Below are 15,132 nucleotides of genomic sequence, written 5' to 3'. Positions count from 1 at the left end.
GGGGCTATGCGGCGGATTTCAAGGGGTGTCGTCAACCTGTAGGAGCTTGCTTGCAAGCGATATTACCGTGGGAGCGAGCTTTGCTCGCGATATCGCTTGCAAAGCAAGCTCCTACAGGTTCAGGTTTCGGGGTCAATCCATGATGAAGTGCGCGCGTGCCGTCGCAATGGGCTTGCGCCGGGACTGCTGCCACGCGGTCACGATCACGTTCGCCACCCGGTTGCCCTGGCGGGTCAGGTGGCACTCGCAGAAGGTATCCCGGTCCAGCCCGGCACGCAGATAGTCGAGGGAAAAGTCCACGATCCGTGGCAGCCTGGGGGTCTCCTGGGACATCATGAGCGAGATCATGGCGGACATCTCAAGGAAGCCACCAATCACGCCACCATGGATGGCAGGCAGGATGGGATTGCCGAGGTTGTCATCGCTGCGGGGCAGGTGGAAAACCACCTCCTCCCCGAAGGTCTCGCATTCCATGCCCAGGGTTCGGGCGTAGGGCACGGCCTGGATCAGGGCCTGGTAATCCCCGGCCTCCAGGGCACTGCGCATCTCACCGGACAGGCTCATTCGTCATACCCTCCCGTGATCAGGTCACGGTAGGCCTTGGGCGTGGCTTCCGGGCCGATCCGCATGAAGGTTCCCACACAGTGGGCAATGGTCTGCTCCGGATCCTCCTGGAAGGTCTCACAGCGGGTAAAGACGATATTACTGGTTACCCGGTAGGCCCGTGCCCGTGCGTACACCGGATGCCCCGGCTCAGCCGCCCGCATGTAGTCCACCCGCAGATCGAGTGTAGGGCAGAGCTCGAACTCCGGCAGCGCGCAGATCACCACCGTACCGGAGGCGGTATCCATGAGCGTGGTGATCGCCCCGCCGTGGATCACCCCGGTCTCCGGGTTGCCTACAATGGCATCGGAATAAGGCAGTTCAACGACCAGCTCATTCTCCGTGGCGGATACAGCCCGGATACCCAGATGCTGGCAGTGACGCAGGGTCCCGATGAAGCGCGAGACCCGTGCGAGCAGGGTTTCATCATTCATGGCGGCTTTGCAATCTGCGTGGAATCCGGCGCACTATAACGGAAACTGACTCCCTTTCACAGACGAGGTACCCTGACCCATGCGGCGCCTGAAACACCTTCATGCCCTTCCGGCCCTGATCCTCACAACCCTTCTCGTGGGCGGCTGTGGTGTCAATCCCGTCACCGGTGAGCGTGAGCTGCGCCTGGTCTCTGAGTCCGATGAGCTCCAGATCGGCAGGGAGCAGTACCAGCCCACCATCCAGACCCAGGGCGGGCGCTACTACCGGGGCGAGAAACTCAACAACTACGTGTCCGAGGTGGGCCAGTCCCTGGCGGACGTCAGCGACCGCCCCGACCTCCCCTACGAGTTCACCGTGATCAACAGCGGCGTACCCAACGCCTGGGCCCTGCCCGGAGGCAAGATCGCGATCAACCGGGGCCTGCTCACGGAACTTGAGAACGAAGCCCAGCTGGCAGCCGTCATGGGGCACGAGATCGTACACGCGGCAGCCCGCCACAGTGCGCAGCGCATGCAGCGCGGCACCCTCATCAACCTGGGGGTGGCCGGTATAGGCCTGGGTCTGGCGCTGAACGGCAATGAATACGCCGGGCTGATCATGGGCGGCGCCGCCCTTGGCTCGCAGCTGATCATGGCGCAGTACAGCCGCAGCCACGAGCTGGAATCCGACCGCTACGGCATGCAGTACATGGCCGAGGCCGGCTACAACCCGGAAGCCGCCGTCCAGCTCCAGGAGGTCTTCGTGCGTCTGTCGAAGAACGAGCAGAGCAACTTCGTAACCGGGCTTTTCCGTTCCCACCCACCGTCCCAGGAGCGCGTCGAGGCCAACCGCCGGATTGCTGATGAACTGGGGCGCGAAGGCACCTTCGGGGAAGAACGCTATCAGCGCATGATGGCCGGACTACGCGAGGATGCGGATGCCTACGAAGCCTACGACCGGGCCCGTAAGGCCGCCGGCGAAGGGGAGTCCGAGAAGGCTCTGGCTCTGCTGGAGCAGGCCATAAAGCAGGTTCCAGACGAGGCCGCGTTCCGGGAACTGCGCGCCGACATCCGGATGCAGCAGGGTCAGACCGAGTCCGCACTGGCGGACTACAACCGGGCGGTGGAGCTCTACCCGGAGATGTTCAGTTACCGCATCGGACGGGGTCTGGCCCATGAGGAGCTGGACAACTTTGACGCCGCGGAGAAGGACTTCAAGGCCTCGCTGGAGGTCGTGCCCACCAGCATCGCCTACCTTGGGCTCGGCGATGCGATTTCCGGCCAGGGGCGTACCAGCGAGGCCCGCCAGTACTACCAGAAGGCCGCCCAGGGCGAAGGCAGGATTGGCGATATTGCCCGCCAGAGGCTGGAGTCACTGAGCGGCGGCTAGCGCTGCGCGCACCTTTTCGGCCGCGGTTCCCGGGGCCTGCTGCATAAAGCAGTGCCCCCCGGGCAGTGTCTCGGCACTCACGTTCCGGTTGAGTGTGACCCATTGTGCAACGGAGTCGCGCACGAAGTCGTAGGTACTCTCGCCATGGATCACATGGCTGGGGGTGCGCAAGCGCTTCATGGCCCGCCACAGTCCACGTGGATAGCCGGCAAAAATCGCCGCCTCCACCTCTGGCGGACACCGCAGCACCACCTGGCCGTCCTGCTCGATCAGCGCATGGTCCACGTAGGCCCGGAGCGCTTCCGGAGTCCAGCCCCGGAACATGCCTCGCCCTTCCAGGCTTTCCAGCGCGGTGGCACGATCCGGCCACTCACGCCGGCGCTGCCGTGTCTTCTTCGAGAAGCCGTTGTTCTGCCAGAGTCCAAGCCAGGTACCAATGCGCATCACCCACAGCATCCGCCTGGAGAAGATAATCGGGTCCAGAAGGACGGCGCGGTCGAAGAGGGCCGGATCCCGCTCCATCATCAACAGGCTCATGATGCCGCCGAAGCTGTGGCCCATGGCGTAATGGGGCTGCCCTTCCCAGAGATGGGCGAATGCCTGCCAGGTTTCCTCACACAGCTCGGAGGTCCGGTTCCAGCCCAGAAATTCACCGTTCTCTTCACTGGCGCCATGGCCCTGGACGTCGCTCAGGAACAGGTCATAGTCCTCGGCAAGGCGCTCCAGGAGGGGCAGATAGACCAGGCTGTTGTAGCCGTTGCCATGGATGAAGTGCACCACCGGTCGGCCACTGGGTTGTGAGTGCCAGCCTGTGACGAGATGGCCCGCGGACGTGCGGCGCTCCCAGTACTGCAATCCGGGAATGGGTGCGGGTGCCGTTTGTGCCAATGCCATGTCCTCCCGTTCTGGATAACCTGCCACCCTGTCATCGGTTCCGGCGCTGTGGTACAAAAGGCGTCGGACAATTCAGGTGGGCCTGCGCACGGTGGCGTAGCCTATCACGTTCAACGCGAAACCGCTTTCTACGCAGGGAATCGACCATCATGATCCGAGAACGTCTGAGACCCTTGGCCTCCCAGGCCAAGCGTACCTATGTCCAGCTGATGCTGGATGTTGTTGGCCGCTCGCTGGAAGCGATCAGCCAGGTGGACGATGAAGTCCGTGGCGAAGTGGCCGTCCTTCCGGATGGCTTCCTCTTCTCGATGCAGGTCATGCCGAAGGGCCCGGCTTTGTTCATCCGCAAGCAGCGCGACGGCAGCCTCCAGTATCTGGGCGGCAGCGTGGCCCAGAGGCCCGACCTGAGCATCCAGTTCAAGCACCTGCATCACGCTTTTCTGGTCCTGTCGTTCCAGGAGAAAACCGCCCAGTCCTTCGCCAATGACCGCATGCTGGTGGATGGCGACCTGGGCTACGCGGTGCGCATGACGCGTGTACTCAACCGCCTCGAGACCTTCATCCTGCCGCGGCTGGTTGCCTCCCGCGCGGTCAAGGAATACCCGGATAATCTGGGCCTGCCTGAGAAAGTCTTCAGCGCGGCCCGCATCTATCTGAAAGTGGCAATGAATTTTGTGGACACGGTGAGGTCATCATGAGCTATTACGAATTCTTCTGCCCGGTCAAGGTCATTGCCGGCCAGGCAGCACTCGAACACCTGCCCTACGAGTTCAGCTCCCGCGCTGTGGAGCGACCCATGGTGGTCACCGACAAGGGAGTGCGTAACGCAGGCCTTCTGGACAAGGTCCTGGCTGCCTGCGAGGAAGGCGGCATGGACATCACCGTAGTCTATGACGACGTGCCCGCTGACTCCTCCAAGCAGACGGTCACTGCGATCGCGAAGGAATACCGCAAACAGAAGTGCGACGGGATTCTCGCCATCGGCGGCGGCTCGCCAATCGACACGGCCAAGGCGGTGAACATCCTGGTCTCCGAAGGCGGTGATGACATTGCCCAGTACGCCGGTTCCGGCGTGCTCAAGCGCCCGCTCAAGCCATTCTTCGTGATCCCGACCACGGCCGGCACGGGTTCCGAGGTCACCAACGTGGCCGTGATCGCGGATACCGAGAAAGAGGTCAAGCTGCCCTTTGCCTCCGGCTTCATGCTTCCGGACGCGGCGGTGCTCGATCCGCGCATGACGCTCACCCTGCCCCCGCAGATCACGGCGGCCACGGGTATGGATGCCATGACCCACTCGGTGGAGGCCTTCACCTGTCTCGCCAAGAACCCGCTGAGTGACGCCTACGCGGCGGCAGCCATCAGGAAGATCAGCAACAACCTGCTCAAGGTCATGGAAAAGCCGGACGACGCCGAGCGCCGCCTGGAGCTGGCCCAGGCCTCCACCATGGCGGGGATTGCCTTCTCGAACTCCATGGTTGGTCTGGTCCATGCCCTTGGCCACTCACTGGGCGCGGCCTGCCACCTGCCCCACGGGCTGTGCATGAGCCTGTTCCTGCCCTACGTGCTGGAATACAACCTGGAAGAGATCCGTGAGCCGCTGAGCGAGCTGCTGCTGCACCTGGCCGGCCCCGAGATCTACGCCATGACGCCCAAGAGCCAGCGTGCCGAGGAGTCCATTGCGACCATCCGCAAGCTGCGTGACGACCTCCATCGCCACTGTGGGCTGCCGCGCACCCTCCAGGAAACCGGCAAGGTCGAGAAGAGCCAGCTGGACCGGATTGCGCAGATGACCATCGACGACGGCTCCATCATGTTCAATCCGAAGGAAGCCTCGCTCGAGGATGCCCGTGCGGTGCTGGAAAAGGCCTGGGCCTAAAGCGCCCCGGCCAGTTCCTCAAGCCCCTGGTCACGGCTCACGTCAGCCGCATTCAGGGGCAGCTGGATCAGGGTCATGCCGGGAAAGGCCTGACGTGTCGCCGCGATGTGATCCGCTTCGGACTCGCGGCGCCGGCGGGCAAAATCGCCGTCCGCGCTTTCAGGCAGGACCCGGTTGAGGATGAGCGTATCCACCCGGACATTCACCTCTTCCAGGGTCGCCACCATGCGACGGGTTTCCTCCCGTGACAGGCGATCCGGATTAAGGACCGGAATGAAGCGGGTCCGATTCGGATCCCTCAGGCGATCCCGCATCGCCATGTAGCGATCCCGGCGCTCCGCCAGAATCCGCGCGGCCCGATCTTCGGGGCTTCCCTCCGACCCCTGCAGCGCACTGCTGGTATCCACCGCCTCCCGGCGTTTTTCCAGCAGCGCCTCCGTCCAGGTGCGCATGACCTCCGGCAACTGCAACAGTTGAAGCGTATGGCCCGTGGGCGCGGTATCGAACACGATCCGGTCGTACCGGCTCTCATTCCCAAGGGTCAGGCGCACCAGTTCATCCAGCAGGGCCGCCTCCTCGGCCCCCGGCGCCCCGGCCGCAAGCGAGGCCTGGCGTTCCGCCGCCTCGCGCACCTCCGGGCTGGCCAGGTCGCGCAGGTTCTCACGCACCTGGCTGATGTAATTCTCAAGGGCCTTAGCAGGATCCAGCTCCAGCGCTTCCACGCCTTCGGCTACCCGCTTGGGGGATGGTCCCAGGGAGACCAACCATAGATCCCCCAGGGAGTGGGCCGGATCCGTGGAAATGACCAGCACCCTTTCCCCTTCACGCCCCCTGGCAAGGGCATAAGCGGAAGCACAGGTGGTCTTGCCCACGCCCCCCTTGCCACCGAAGAACACCAGCCGCGCGCCCTCGCCGGTATCCACCGGTGCGGCTTTACGGCCGAAGAGGCGCCCTAGCAGCAACGGAAGCCCTCCAGCGGGGAATGCTCCATCCCCATGCGCTGGTGCCATTCATGGAAGTCCTCCAGCATGAAGGGCACCAGTTCAAGGGTGTAGAAGGCCGCTGGATTGGGCACGCCCAGTGACTCGGACAGCACCATGAGCCGGAACAGATCGTCCCTGCGGCGCTGGGCACGGCGTTCAATCCGGCGATACGGCGCCTGGTACATCTCGTCGTAGAACGCGAACAGGCGCCGCAGCCCTTCCTTAATCATTGTCCGTATCCAGCAGTTCGGAGGGATCGCGCTTCTGGCGCACCGCGTTGATCCCTTCCAGAATCAGCCAGATGTTGAGCACGAAGATCAAACCACCGATCACCACCAGCAGCATGTTGCCCTCCCGCAGGTAGGTGCCGATATTGATGATCATGCTCCAGATGGTCATCACGCCCACAAACAGGAACGGCACCAGGCTGTAGATGATGGGACGCTTCAGGTGCCAGAGGATGAGCGTCAGGACCAGCAGCGACAGTCCGGCTGTGAGCTGGTTGGTGGTGCCGAACAGCGGCCAGAGCACCATACCCCCGGCCCCTGGATTCGAGGGATCGGCGAAGAACGCCAACGCAGCACAGCTCAGGAAAACCAGAACGGTCGCAAAGTTGATGTTGCCCAGGGCTGGCATCCGGTACTGGCGACCGATTTCACCCAGGATGAACCGCTGCAGGCGCATGCTGGTATCCAGGGTGGTCGCAGCGAATGCCACCACCATCATGGACATGAAGGTGGTCGCCACTTCCACGGGAATACCAAGCTGGTTCACATGGTTACCGGCCCCTTCCACGAAAGCCGCAATCCCCTGGCTGCTGGCCTCGGCCCATGAACCGTAATGCTCGTTCCAGTCCCCAACGGTGGCAAAACCGGCAGCCGTTGCCAGGATGGCCGCAACCGCCAGCAGCCCCTCGCCTGTGGACCCCAGGTAGCCCACGAACCGGGCATCCGTCTCGTGCGCCAGCTGTTTGGAGGAGGTACCGGAACTGACCAGACCGTGGAACCCGGAAATCGCACCACAGGCGATGGTCACGAACAGCAGCGGCAGCAGCGGTGGCGCATCATCGGGAACGGCCGTGTTGTACATCGGCGCAACAATCTCGGGCTGCCCGATGAACACCCCCAGATAGACCAGCGCGAGGCAGATGAACAGCAGATGCGAGTTGATGAAGTCCCTGGGCTGAAGCAGCAGCCAGACCGGCAGGCGCGAGGCAATAGCGCCGTAACCCAGCATGATCAGCACCCACCAGGCGGTGCTGGAATAGCCCCCCATCTGCTCGGGCAGCCCCAGCGGTGCGAGTGTGCCGGCGTAGACCAGGAACAGCAGCAGGATGAGCCCAGCCAGCGACGGCATCAGGATGTGCCAGTTGCGACGATAGACCAGGACACCGATGGTGATGGCGATCGGAATCTGCAGCCAGTACGGCAGCACACTCTCCGGGAAGGTGGAGAACAGCGTACCGATGGCCACGGCAAAGACCGCATTCACCATCAACAGCAGGAAGAAGATGATCAGAAGGAACAGCATCAGCGCACGCGGGCTGATGACATTGCGGGCAATCACACCCACCGACTGGCCCCGGTTGCGGACGGATGCCCAGAGCGTACCGAAGTCATGGATGCCGGCCATGAACACCGTGCCGATCAACACCCACGCGAGGGCCGGCCCCCAGCCCCAGATCATCGCAATGGCGGGCCCGATGATGGGCGCGGCACCCGCCACGGACGTGAAGTGATGGCCCCAGAGGATGAACTTGTTGGTCGGGACGAAATCCACACTGTCTTCATAGCGACGCGCCGGAGTCCGGTAGTCCGGGCTCAGCTGAAACAGCCGTTCAGCAAGAAAACGGGAATAATAGCGGTAACCCAGGAAAAAGACGGCGAACGCCATCAATGCCATCAGCCAGCTTGTCACGGAATCCTCCTGCGGTGCCCAGTGAGTGGCGTTACAAGACGGTCTGAAACCTTAACCGCTGAGGCGGCGGGTGTACAGGCCGCCTCTTGAAACCACCGTTTCCGCCCCACATCTAAAGGAATAGAAGGTCATGATGAATCTACCGGAGGAGGTGATGCTATGGACCTGAAAAAGATCTCCCCGTGGAACTGGTTCCGCAAGGAACAGGAGCAGGCTCGTGAACAACAGAACATGAACGCTGTACCGGCCACCCGGGAAGGCGGGTCACAGCCCGTAAGCAGTGATCCGGTCACAAGCCTGCACGACCGGATGGACCGGCTCTTTGATGATTTCTACCGCCAGTTCGGCCTTTCCCAGTGGCCAGCGCTGGGTGGCGGCATCACGGAGGATTTCTTCCGGCCGTCGGTGGACATCAAGGAGAGCGACAGACACTACACACTGCACGTGGATATGCCCGGTGTTGAAAAGGATGACGTGAAAGTCGAGTTGGAGGGTGACGCCCTCGTCATCCGGGGTGAGAAACAACAGGAACGGGACGACAGCGACGACAACTACCATTTCGTCGAGCGCCGCTACGGCGCCTTCCAGCGGATCCTGGATCTCCCCGCGGACGCCAGAGCCGAGGACCTCCGGGCGAAGTTCCGCAACGGTGTACTGACCATCACCATTGGCCGTGATCCGGAACAGGCCGGAAGTTCGCGGCGGATCGAAGTGGAGTAACGCGGGCACAGGATCCGCAACGACAAAGGGGCTCCCGTGGGAGCCCCTTTTTTACGATCCTGGAGCAGGTGCTCAGCCGTGAACTTCGGCCAGCGCCTCCTCGATCATGCCCAGACCTTCCTCGAGAACCTCGTTCTCAATGGTCACCGGCATCAGGAACCGCAGCGTGTTGCCATACATGCCACAGCTCAACAGGATCAGGCCCTTCTCCTTGACCTTGCCCACGATGGCAGCCGCCATCTCGGCATCAGGCTCGTGGCTGTCGCGGCTCTTCACCAGTTCGAAAGCTGCCATGGCGCCGACACGGCGCACGTTGTCCACGTGCGGGAAACGGCGGTGCCAGTCGTTGAAGCGCTCCTCGAGGCGCGCGCCCAGGGCACGGCTCTTGCCAAGGATGTCCTCTTCCTCGAACACATCAATAGCCGCGTTGGCCGCCGCGCACGCCAGGGGGTTACCGGTGTAGGTGCCCCCCAGGGAGTTGCCGCCGGAGCTGTCCATGATGTGGTCGGTTCCCACCACGGCGGAGATCGGCATGCCGTCGGCCATGCTCTTGGCCATGGTCATCATGTCCGGCTCAACACCACTGTGCTCGATGGCGAACATCTTGCCGGTACGGCCGAAACCGGACTGGACCTCGTCCACGATCATGCGGATACCGTGCTCATCACAGATGGAGCGGATCTTCTGCAGGAACTCCGGCGACGCGGCGTAGAAACCGCCCTCGCCCAGAACCGGCTCAATAACGATGGCAGCAGTGTGCTGGGGCGCGGAGTCCGCCTTGAAGGTGGCCTCGAGGCCGCGCAGGGCTTCTTCCTCGCTCACACCGTGATAGGGCACTGGATAGGGCGCCCGGAAGACACCACCCGGCATGGGGCCGAAATCGGTCTGGTAGGGGTGGACCTTGCCGTTCATCGCCATGGTCATGAAGGTCCGACCGTGATAGCCGCCGGTAAAGCAGATGACGTTGCTGCGCCCGGTACTGGAGCGCGCGATCTTGACGGCGTTTTCCAGGGCTTCGGCTCCGGAGTTGGCCAGGAAGACCTTGCCATGGCCGCGCACCGGCACGATGTTGCTCAGCTTCTCGGCCAGCTGCACGTAGGGAGCGTAGGGCATGACGGTCTGGCAGGTATGCATCAGCTTGTCGAGCTGGCCCTTGACCGCTTCAACCACCCGGGGATGGCGATGCCCCAGGTTGAGGACGCCGATGCCCCCGGCAAAGTCAATCATGCGCTTGCCGTCCGCGTCCCAGAGCACGGCGTTTTCCGCGTGATCGGCGAACTGCTTGTTGGGGCTGGCACCGCCAGCGGCAACGTATTTCTCCTTCAGAGCCTGAAGCTGCTCGTTGTTCATCGAATCTCTCCCTCCGGGAATTTGGGGATAGGAACCCTGATAGTATGCAGGCTCGCCCGCCGTTTTTCCACGGGCTCAGTCTTCCAGTCGGCGTAACAGCAGCATGGGCGAGACGTTAAGCACCGGTGACAGCTGCCAGCGCCCCATCAGGGCCAGGACCAGAGCGCTGACCGCCGGAAGCACCAGCCAGAGCTCCGCGTGCAGCCGGAAGCTGCCCTCGAACAGCCGGTACTGCAGCGCCCACACTGCCAGCTCCGCTGCCAGCACCCCGAGAAACCCTGCGATCAACCCCATGAGTGCGAACTCCAGCATGCTGCTCCCCACCAGCAACCCCCGCCGCGCGCCCAGAGTCCGCAGCAGGGCGCCCTCGCGCTGGCGTGCGCCCAGGGTGGCACTGACCACGGCCGCCATCACCAGCAGCGCTGACACCAGGATCATGCTCAACAGGGCCTCCATGGCCCGTGTCACCTGGGCGATGATGATCCGGATGCGCTCGATGAAGTGGTCCACTTCCAGGATCGACACTGCCGGAAACTGCCGACCCAGCTCATTGAGCAGATCCTTGCGCCCCTCCTCCAGGTGGAAGCTGGTCAGCCAGGTGGCAGAGAGGTTATCCAGCTTGCCCGGCGCGAACACCATGAAGAAGTTCGGCTGCATGCTCTCCCACTGCACACTGCGCACACTGCGTACCGGCGCCGTGACCTGCTGTCCCCCGATCCGGAACGTCAGCTCATCGCCCATCGACAGCCCCATTTCCTCGAACAGCTCAGCCTCAACCGAGACGCCCTCGCCACCGGTGTCATCCCACCACTGCCCCCGCTGCAGACGGTTGTCCGAAGGCAGCTCTGCCATCCAGGTCAGGTTCAGGTCCCGGTTCAGAGCGCCGATCTCGTCGTGTTTGGAGACGGCCTGGCGCACCGGCTCGCCATTGATCCGCACCAGCCGGCCCCGGACCATGGGGTACAGGGCCTCAAAGCTCATGCCATGCGCTTCGAGGAAGTCGCCCACGGCCTCCACTTTTTCCGGCGCGATATTGATCAGGAAATGGTTGGGCGCATCTTCCGGAAGCTGGCGGTGCCAGTCCTCCAGCAACGCGGAGCGGGTCAGGAAGAGTGTCGCCGCCAGCATCAGAACCATGGCAAAGACCGACATCTGGGCCAGCCCGGAGCGCCGGTGGCGGTACAGCGCCACCAGTGCCAGACGCCAGGCGCGATTGCCGCCCCGGATGCGCCCGAGAATGCTGACGATGCCTGCGGAAAGCAGTGTCAGCACCGCCAGCAACGCAGCCAGCCCCCCCAGCAGCGCCAGCACCAGCCAGACTTCACCGCTGTAGAACCACAGCAGACCGAATATGGCGACCACCGCAACCGTCAGGTCCAGTACTACCCAGCGTCCCTGTTCCCCCGGTGCCGCCCGCAGCACCTGCATGGCGGTAACGCCACGAAGGCGCCGGATGGGCGGCCAGGCAAAGGCGAACAGGGCCACGAAGGCGGTGACCAGCGCCGGCAGCAGTGCCGTCGGGCTCACCTGCCAGGCCACCGGCTCCTCGAGAAAGCGGTTGGCGATATGGGCCAGAACCGCGAACAGCGGCAACGCGAGCAACAGGCCGAGGCCTGTACCGACCACACCCCAGAGCCCCAGACGCAAAAGGTAGAGCCGGCCGATGGTACGTCCGTCCAGCCCCAGGGTCTTGAGCAGTGCGACCGTGTCGCGCTGGCCCAGAGCATACTGGCGGCTGGCAACGGCCACCGCGACCGCCGCCAGAAGCACTGCCAGACTCCCGCCCAGCAGCAGGAAACGCTCCGCCCGGTCCAGCGCATCCGAGACACCAGCCTGGCCATCCTCTACACTGCGCCAGCGCTGCCCTTCCCTGAGCCGGGGTTGCAGCCATTCATGGAAACCGCTGAGCTGCGACTCCGTACCGGCGTAAAGGCCCCGATAGGTCACGCGGCTGCCCGGCTGCACCACCCCGGCCGCCTCAACATCCGCGTGATGCATCATCACCCGCGGCGCCAGTGCTGCCAGGTCAAAACCCGCATCCGGGGAGCGCACCAGAACACCGGTAATACGCAGGCGCACGTCGCCGACGCCGACGCGGTCTCCGGGGGCCACATCCAGAAGCCGGAGAAGGCGCGAGTTCACCCATATCCCACCTTCCTGCGGGCCATGACCCACCATACGGCGCGGTTCGCCGGGCGCGTCCTGGATCTCAACCTCACCGCGCAGGGGGTAGTCGCCATCCACCGCCCGCACGCGTACCAGTCCCATGCCCTCCCCACCCTGGAGCATGGTGGCAAACGCGATCTGGCGGGCGGTGGCCAGCCCCCTGTTCTCCGCCTCGCTCCGGAAAGCCTCCGGCAGTGGATGGGAGGACGCCAGCTGACGGTCCGCGGCCAGGAAGCTGGTGGCCGAGGTCATGATGGTGCGCTGCAGATGGTCAGCAAACAGTCCAATGGTTGCCACAATTCCCACGGCCACCATGAGCGAGGCCAGCATCACCCGCACATCCCGCTGGCGCCAGTCCCGCCGCGAGAGCCACCCGAGCCGGTGAAGACCGCTCATAAGGAAGGCTCCGTGGCTGCGTCGAGCAGCCTGCCACCGTCCATTCGGATGCGCCTGTTGCAGCGCCCGGCCAGCTCCTCGTCGTGGGTCACCAGCACCAGGGTGGTGCCCTGCTCAGCGTTGAGCGCCATCAGCAGGTCTGCAATCTGCTGCCCCGTGGTCGTGTCCAGATTACCCGTGGGCTCATCGGCAAACAGCACCGCCGGGTTGGCGGCAAAGGCCCGCGCAATCGCCACGCGCTGCTGTTCACCCCCTGAAAGCTGACGGGGGGTGTGGCCCAGGCGCTCGCCCAGCCCCACACGCTCCAGCAGTTCCTTTGCCCGGCCCGAGGCATCACGTACATCACCGAGTTCCAGCGGCAGCAGAACGTTTTCCAGGGCACTCAGGGTGGGCAGCAGCTGGAATGACTGGAACACGAAGCCCACCCGGTTGGCGCGATGCCGGGCCCGACTGTCCTCATCCATGGCACTGATGCGCTCACCGGCAAGATCCACGGTTCCTGAAGAGGGCAGGTCCAGCCCCGCCAGGAGGCCCAGCAGCGTGGTCTTGCCCGAACCGGAGCGGCCCAGGATGGCCACCGACTCCCCTGCGGCGACGCTGAGGTTGATGTCACTGAGAAGGGTCAGCGTCTCCGCCCCCACTTCCACCTGGTGACTCAGGTCCTGTGCCCTTATGATTGCGTCAGTTGCCTCACTCACCCATGGTCTCCGGTTGGTCTATGACAGCTGTGAATCCTAATCGCCACACTTGGCGCGGTATACCCTCACTTGATACGCGCGAAAGCCTGCCCGGTTCATTCCTGCGGGCCATGACGCTGGTTCTTATGGCTGCCCTCCTGCCCGTGCTGGCCCAGGCGAACACCCTGGTGGTCTACGGCGACAGCCTGAGCGCGGCCTACGGCATGGCTGAAGAGAACGGCTGGGTCAGCCTGCTGGAGGAGCGCATGACGCAGGAGGCGCCGGAATGGGACGTGGTCAATGCCAGCATCAGCGGCGAAACCACTGACGGCGGGCTGCGGCGGATCGACCGGATGCTGGAGTCCCAGTCCCCGGAGCTGGTCATCCTGGAACTCGGTGGCAATGACGGGCTGCGTGGCAAGGACCCGGCTACCATCCACGCCAATCTCACCAGCATGGTTGAACGCATCCGCGCCGACGGTGCGAGGGTTCTGCTGGTGGGCATCGAGATCCCGCCCAACTACGGGCGCGCCTATACGGACGCGTTCCGCCAGCAGTATCGAACTCTGGCAGAGGAAAAGGATCTGGCCTTCATCCCCTTCCTGCTTGAGGCAATCCACAACCGGGACGGCATGATGCAGGACGACGGCATCCACCCCACGGCCCAGGCTCAGCCGCTGATACGGGATCGCGTGTGGCAGGCGCTGCAGCCGCTGCTGGCGGAAACGGACTAGTCCAGGGACTCAAGGAACCGCATCGCCCGCCACTCGGACCAGTACTGCCCGTTGCGCTCATCCCCCACAAACCCCACATGGCCGCCGTATCGGGGCACTTCCAGCCTGATCCGGTGGTTGTCCATCACCTCTGCATGGGGATAGCTTCCGGGGGTCAGAAAGGGATCATCCGCCGCGTTGACGATCAGCGCCGGCACCCGGACACCACCCAGAAATCGGGTGCTGGAGCAGCGGTACCAGTAGTCCTCAGCATCCCGGAATCCGTGCAGGGGCGCGGTGTACTGATCGTCGTACTCTGCAAAGGTTTTCATGCGATCCAGTCCCTCCAGCGGGATGAGATCGGGATAGAGCTCGTGCTTCGCGCGGATCTTGACTCTCAGCTCATCCATGAAGCGGCTCATGTAGAAGCGGTTGCCGGGCTTCGCCAGTTCCCGGGCGCTGCCCGCCAGATCGCAGGGCACCGAGAAAACCGCGGCGCCCCGGATCCGGGGATCCAGTGACGCCCCACGCTCCCCCAGATAGACCAGGGTGACGTTGCCACCCATGCTGAAACCGCCCAGCGCGATGCTGTCATAGGCCGGCGACTCAGCCAGCGCCCGCTCGACCACCAGCGACAGGTCGTCGCTGGAACCGCTGTGATAGAAGCAGGGCTGGCGATTCATCTCACCACTGCAGGAACGGAAGTTCCAGGCCAGCACGTCCCAGCCGCAGGCAAGCGCCGCCTGCACCATACCCAGCATGTAGGGGCGGCGGCTGTAGCCCTCCAACCCATGGCTGAGTACCAGCAGCCGTCCGTTGCCGCGCTGGTACCAGTCGAGATCCAGGAAGTCATTGTCCGGCGTCTCCAGTCTTTCCGCGGCATCCGGCACAAAGTCGATCCGGCGGAAAAGCGTGGGCCAGACGGTCTGCAGATGGGGGTTACGGAGCCACACCGGGGGCTGGAACTGCTCGTTACTGCGGTTTTTCTGCGTCATGGGAGACGAGTGTATCGGCTTGCCCGCCCGCTCCGGAAG

At 63.8% G+C, this 15,132-nt stretch carries 15 protein-coding genes; 5 read left to right on the top strand and 10 right to left on the bottom strand.

The features are described from left to right. Window positions 1–132: 132 nt before the first annotated feature. Together F3089_RS01285 and F3089_RS01280 are read right to left on the bottom strand one after the other, a co-directional pair. The gene (locus F3089_RS01285) at window positions 133–564 is read right to left on the bottom strand and encodes a PaaI family thioesterase (protein WP_151439048.1); all 432 of its coding nucleotides are present in this window, start codon (window positions 562–564) and stop codon (window positions 133–135) included. Next, a complete protein-coding gene (locus F3089_RS01280) occupies window positions 561–1,037 on the bottom strand; it encodes a PaaI family thioesterase (protein WP_151439047.1) in 477 nt (158 codons plus the stop codon). The genes F3089_RS01285 and F3089_RS01280 overlap by 4 nt, the downstream gene beginning before the upstream one ends. Window positions 1,038–1,116: 79 nt before the next feature. Between F3089_RS01280 and F3089_RS01275 the strand changes: the two genes are divergently transcribed. Further along, window positions 1,117–2,406 (top strand): M48 family metallopeptidase, encoded by a 1,290-nt coding sequence (locus tag F3089_RS01275; protein ID WP_151439046.1) that lies wholly within the window; start codon window positions 1,117–1,119, stop codon window positions 2,404–2,406. On the opposite strand, the gene F3089_RS01270 is transcribed toward F3089_RS01275, so the two are convergent. Beyond that, the gene (locus F3089_RS01270; RefSeq protein WP_151439045.1) at window positions 2,389–3,300 is read right to left on the bottom strand and encodes an alpha/beta fold hydrolase; all 912 of its coding nucleotides are present in this window, start codon (window positions 3,298–3,300) and stop codon (window positions 2,389–2,391) included. The two genes, F3089_RS01275 and F3089_RS01270, sit on opposite strands and share 18 nt — an antisense overlap. Before the next feature lie 149 nt (window positions 3,301–3,449). On the opposite strand from F3089_RS01270, the gene F3089_RS01265 reads away from it, so the two are divergent. Further along, the gene (locus F3089_RS01265) at window positions 3,450–3,998 is read left to right on the top strand and encodes a hypothetical protein (RefSeq protein WP_151439044.1); all 549 of its coding nucleotides are present in this window, start codon (window positions 3,450–3,452) and stop codon (window positions 3,996–3,998) included. Beyond that, window positions 3,995–5,176 carry an iron-containing alcohol dehydrogenase gene (locus tag F3089_RS01260; protein ID WP_151439043.1) on the top strand — a complete coding sequence of 394 codons (1,182 nt, stop codon included), beginning with the start codon at window positions 3,995–3,997 and terminating at the stop codon, window positions 5,174–5,176. Before F3089_RS01265 ends, F3089_RS01260 begins: the two co-directional genes overlap by 4 nt. Here the strand turns inward: F3089_RS01260 and F3089_RS01255 are convergent. From F3089_RS01255 to F3089_RS01245, 3 genes are read right to left on the bottom strand one after another with little or no spacing between them, the layout of a single operon-like run. Then, window positions 5,173–6,138, bottom strand: coding sequence for an ArsA family ATPase (locus tag F3089_RS01255; RefSeq protein ID WP_192497240.1), 966 nt, complete (start codon window positions 6,136–6,138; stop codon window positions 5,173–5,175). The two genes, F3089_RS01260 and F3089_RS01255, sit on opposite strands and share 4 nt — an antisense overlap. Next, window positions 6,129–6,389: a cory-CC-star protein gene (locus F3089_RS01250; protein WP_151439041.1), complete on the bottom strand. Its 261-nt coding sequence runs from the start codon at window positions 6,387–6,389 to the stop codon at window positions 6,129–6,131. The genes F3089_RS01255 and F3089_RS01250 overlap by 10 nt, the downstream gene beginning before the upstream one ends. Continuing rightward, window positions 6,382–8,076, bottom strand: a complete 1,695-nt coding sequence (locus F3089_RS01245) for a carbon starvation CstA family protein (protein WP_502707316.1) — start codon at window positions 8,074–8,076, stop codon at window positions 6,382–6,384. Before F3089_RS01245 ends, F3089_RS01250 begins: the two co-directional genes overlap by 8 nt. A 159-nt stretch (window positions 8,077–8,235) precedes the next feature. Here F3089_RS01245 and F3089_RS01240 point away from each other — a divergent pair, with 159 nt between their 5' ends. After that, on the top strand, window positions 8,236–8,796 hold the full coding sequence (locus tag F3089_RS01240; RefSeq protein ID WP_151439040.1) for an Hsp20/alpha crystallin family protein: 561 nt from the start codon (window positions 8,236–8,238) through the stop codon (window positions 8,794–8,796). Between the two features lie 72 nt (window positions 8,797–8,868). Here the strand turns inward: F3089_RS01240 and gabT are convergent, their stop codons facing one another. The 3 genes from gabT to F3089_RS01225 form a co-directional block, all read right to left on the bottom strand. Next, entirely contained in the window at window positions 8,869–10,146 is a 1,278-nt protein-coding gene (gene gabT, locus F3089_RS01235) for a 4-aminobutyrate--2-oxoglutarate transaminase (RefSeq protein ID WP_095617458.1), read from the bottom strand. A gap of 75 nt (window positions 10,147–10,221) precedes the next feature. Further along, window positions 10,222–12,708 (bottom strand): ABC transporter permease, encoded by a 2,487-nt coding sequence (locus tag F3089_RS01230; protein WP_151439039.1) that lies wholly within the window; start codon window positions 12,706–12,708, stop codon window positions 10,222–10,224. Next, window positions 12,705–13,406 (bottom strand): ABC transporter ATP-binding protein, encoded by a 702-nt coding sequence (locus tag F3089_RS01225; protein ID WP_225741633.1) that lies wholly within the window; start codon window positions 13,404–13,406, stop codon window positions 12,705–12,707. Before F3089_RS01225 ends, F3089_RS01230 begins: the two co-directional genes overlap by 4 nt. A gap of 110 nt (window positions 13,407–13,516) precedes the next feature. Here F3089_RS01225 and F3089_RS01220 point away from each other — a divergent pair, with 110 nt between their 5' ends. Further along, on the top strand, window positions 13,517–14,119 hold the full coding sequence (locus F3089_RS01220) for an arylesterase (RefSeq protein WP_151439038.1): 603 nt from the start codon (window positions 13,517–13,519) through the stop codon (window positions 14,117–14,119). Here F3089_RS01220 and F3089_RS01215 read toward each other — a convergent pair. Beyond that, window positions 14,116–15,093 (bottom strand): YheT family hydrolase, encoded by a 978-nt coding sequence (locus F3089_RS01215; protein WP_151439037.1) that lies wholly within the window; start codon window positions 15,091–15,093, stop codon window positions 14,116–14,118. The two genes, F3089_RS01220 and F3089_RS01215, sit on opposite strands and share 4 nt — an antisense overlap. Window positions 15,094–15,132 lie beyond the last annotated feature (39 nt).

It is taken from the genome of Halospina sp. K52047b (assembly GCF_008709855.1).
Lineage (GTDB): Bacteria > Pseudomonadota > Gammaproteobacteria > Pseudomonadales > Oleiphilaceae > Halospina > Halospina utahensis_B.
This window is presented reverse-complemented; position numbering and strand designations above follow the sequence as displayed.

Excerpts from the sequence above, each read along its gene's own strand:
- F3089_RS01285 (WP_151439048.1), bottom strand. The coding sequence starts at position 564 with ATGAGCCTGTCCGGTGAGATGCGCAGTGCCCTGGAGGCCGGGGATTAC.
- F3089_RS01280 (WP_151439047.1), bottom strand. The coding sequence starts at position 1,037 with ATGAATGATGAAACCCTGCTCGCACGGGTCTCGCGCTTCATCGGGACC.
- F3089_RS01275 (WP_151439046.1), top strand. The coding sequence starts at position 1,117 with ATGCGGCGCCTGAAACACCTTCATGCCCTTCCGGCCCTGATCCTCACA.
- F3089_RS01270 (WP_151439045.1), bottom strand. The coding sequence starts at position 3,300 with ATGGCATTGGCACAAACGGCACCCGCACCCATTCCCGGATTGCAGTAC.
- F3089_RS01265 (WP_151439044.1), top strand. The coding sequence starts at position 3,450 with ATGATCCGAGAACGTCTGAGACCCTTGGCCTCCCAGGCCAAGCGTACC.
- F3089_RS01260 (WP_151439043.1), top strand. The coding sequence starts at position 3,995 with ATGAGCTATTACGAATTCTTCTGCCCGGTCAAGGTCATTGCCGGCCAG.
- F3089_RS01250 (WP_151439041.1), bottom strand. The coding sequence starts at position 6,389 with ATGATTAAGGAAGGGCTGCGGCGCCTGTTCGCGTTCTACGACGAGATG.
- F3089_RS01240 (WP_151439040.1), top strand. The coding sequence starts at position 8,236 with ATGGACCTGAAAAAGATCTCCCCGTGGAACTGGTTCCGCAAGGAACAG.
- gabT (WP_095617458.1), bottom strand. The coding sequence starts at position 10,146 with ATGAACAACGAGCAGCTTCAGGCTCTGAAGGAGAAATACGTTGCCGCT.
- F3089_RS01230 (WP_151439039.1), bottom strand. The coding sequence starts at position 12,708 with ATGAGCGGTCTTCACCGGCTCGGGTGGCTCTCGCGGCGGGACTGGCGC.
- F3089_RS01220 (WP_151439038.1), top strand. The coding sequence starts at position 13,517 with ATGACGCTGGTTCTTATGGCTGCCCTCCTGCCCGTGCTGGCCCAGGCG.
- F3089_RS01215 (WP_151439037.1), bottom strand. The coding sequence starts at position 15,093 with ATGACGCAGAAAAACCGCAGTAACGAGCAGTTCCAGCCCCCGGTGTGG.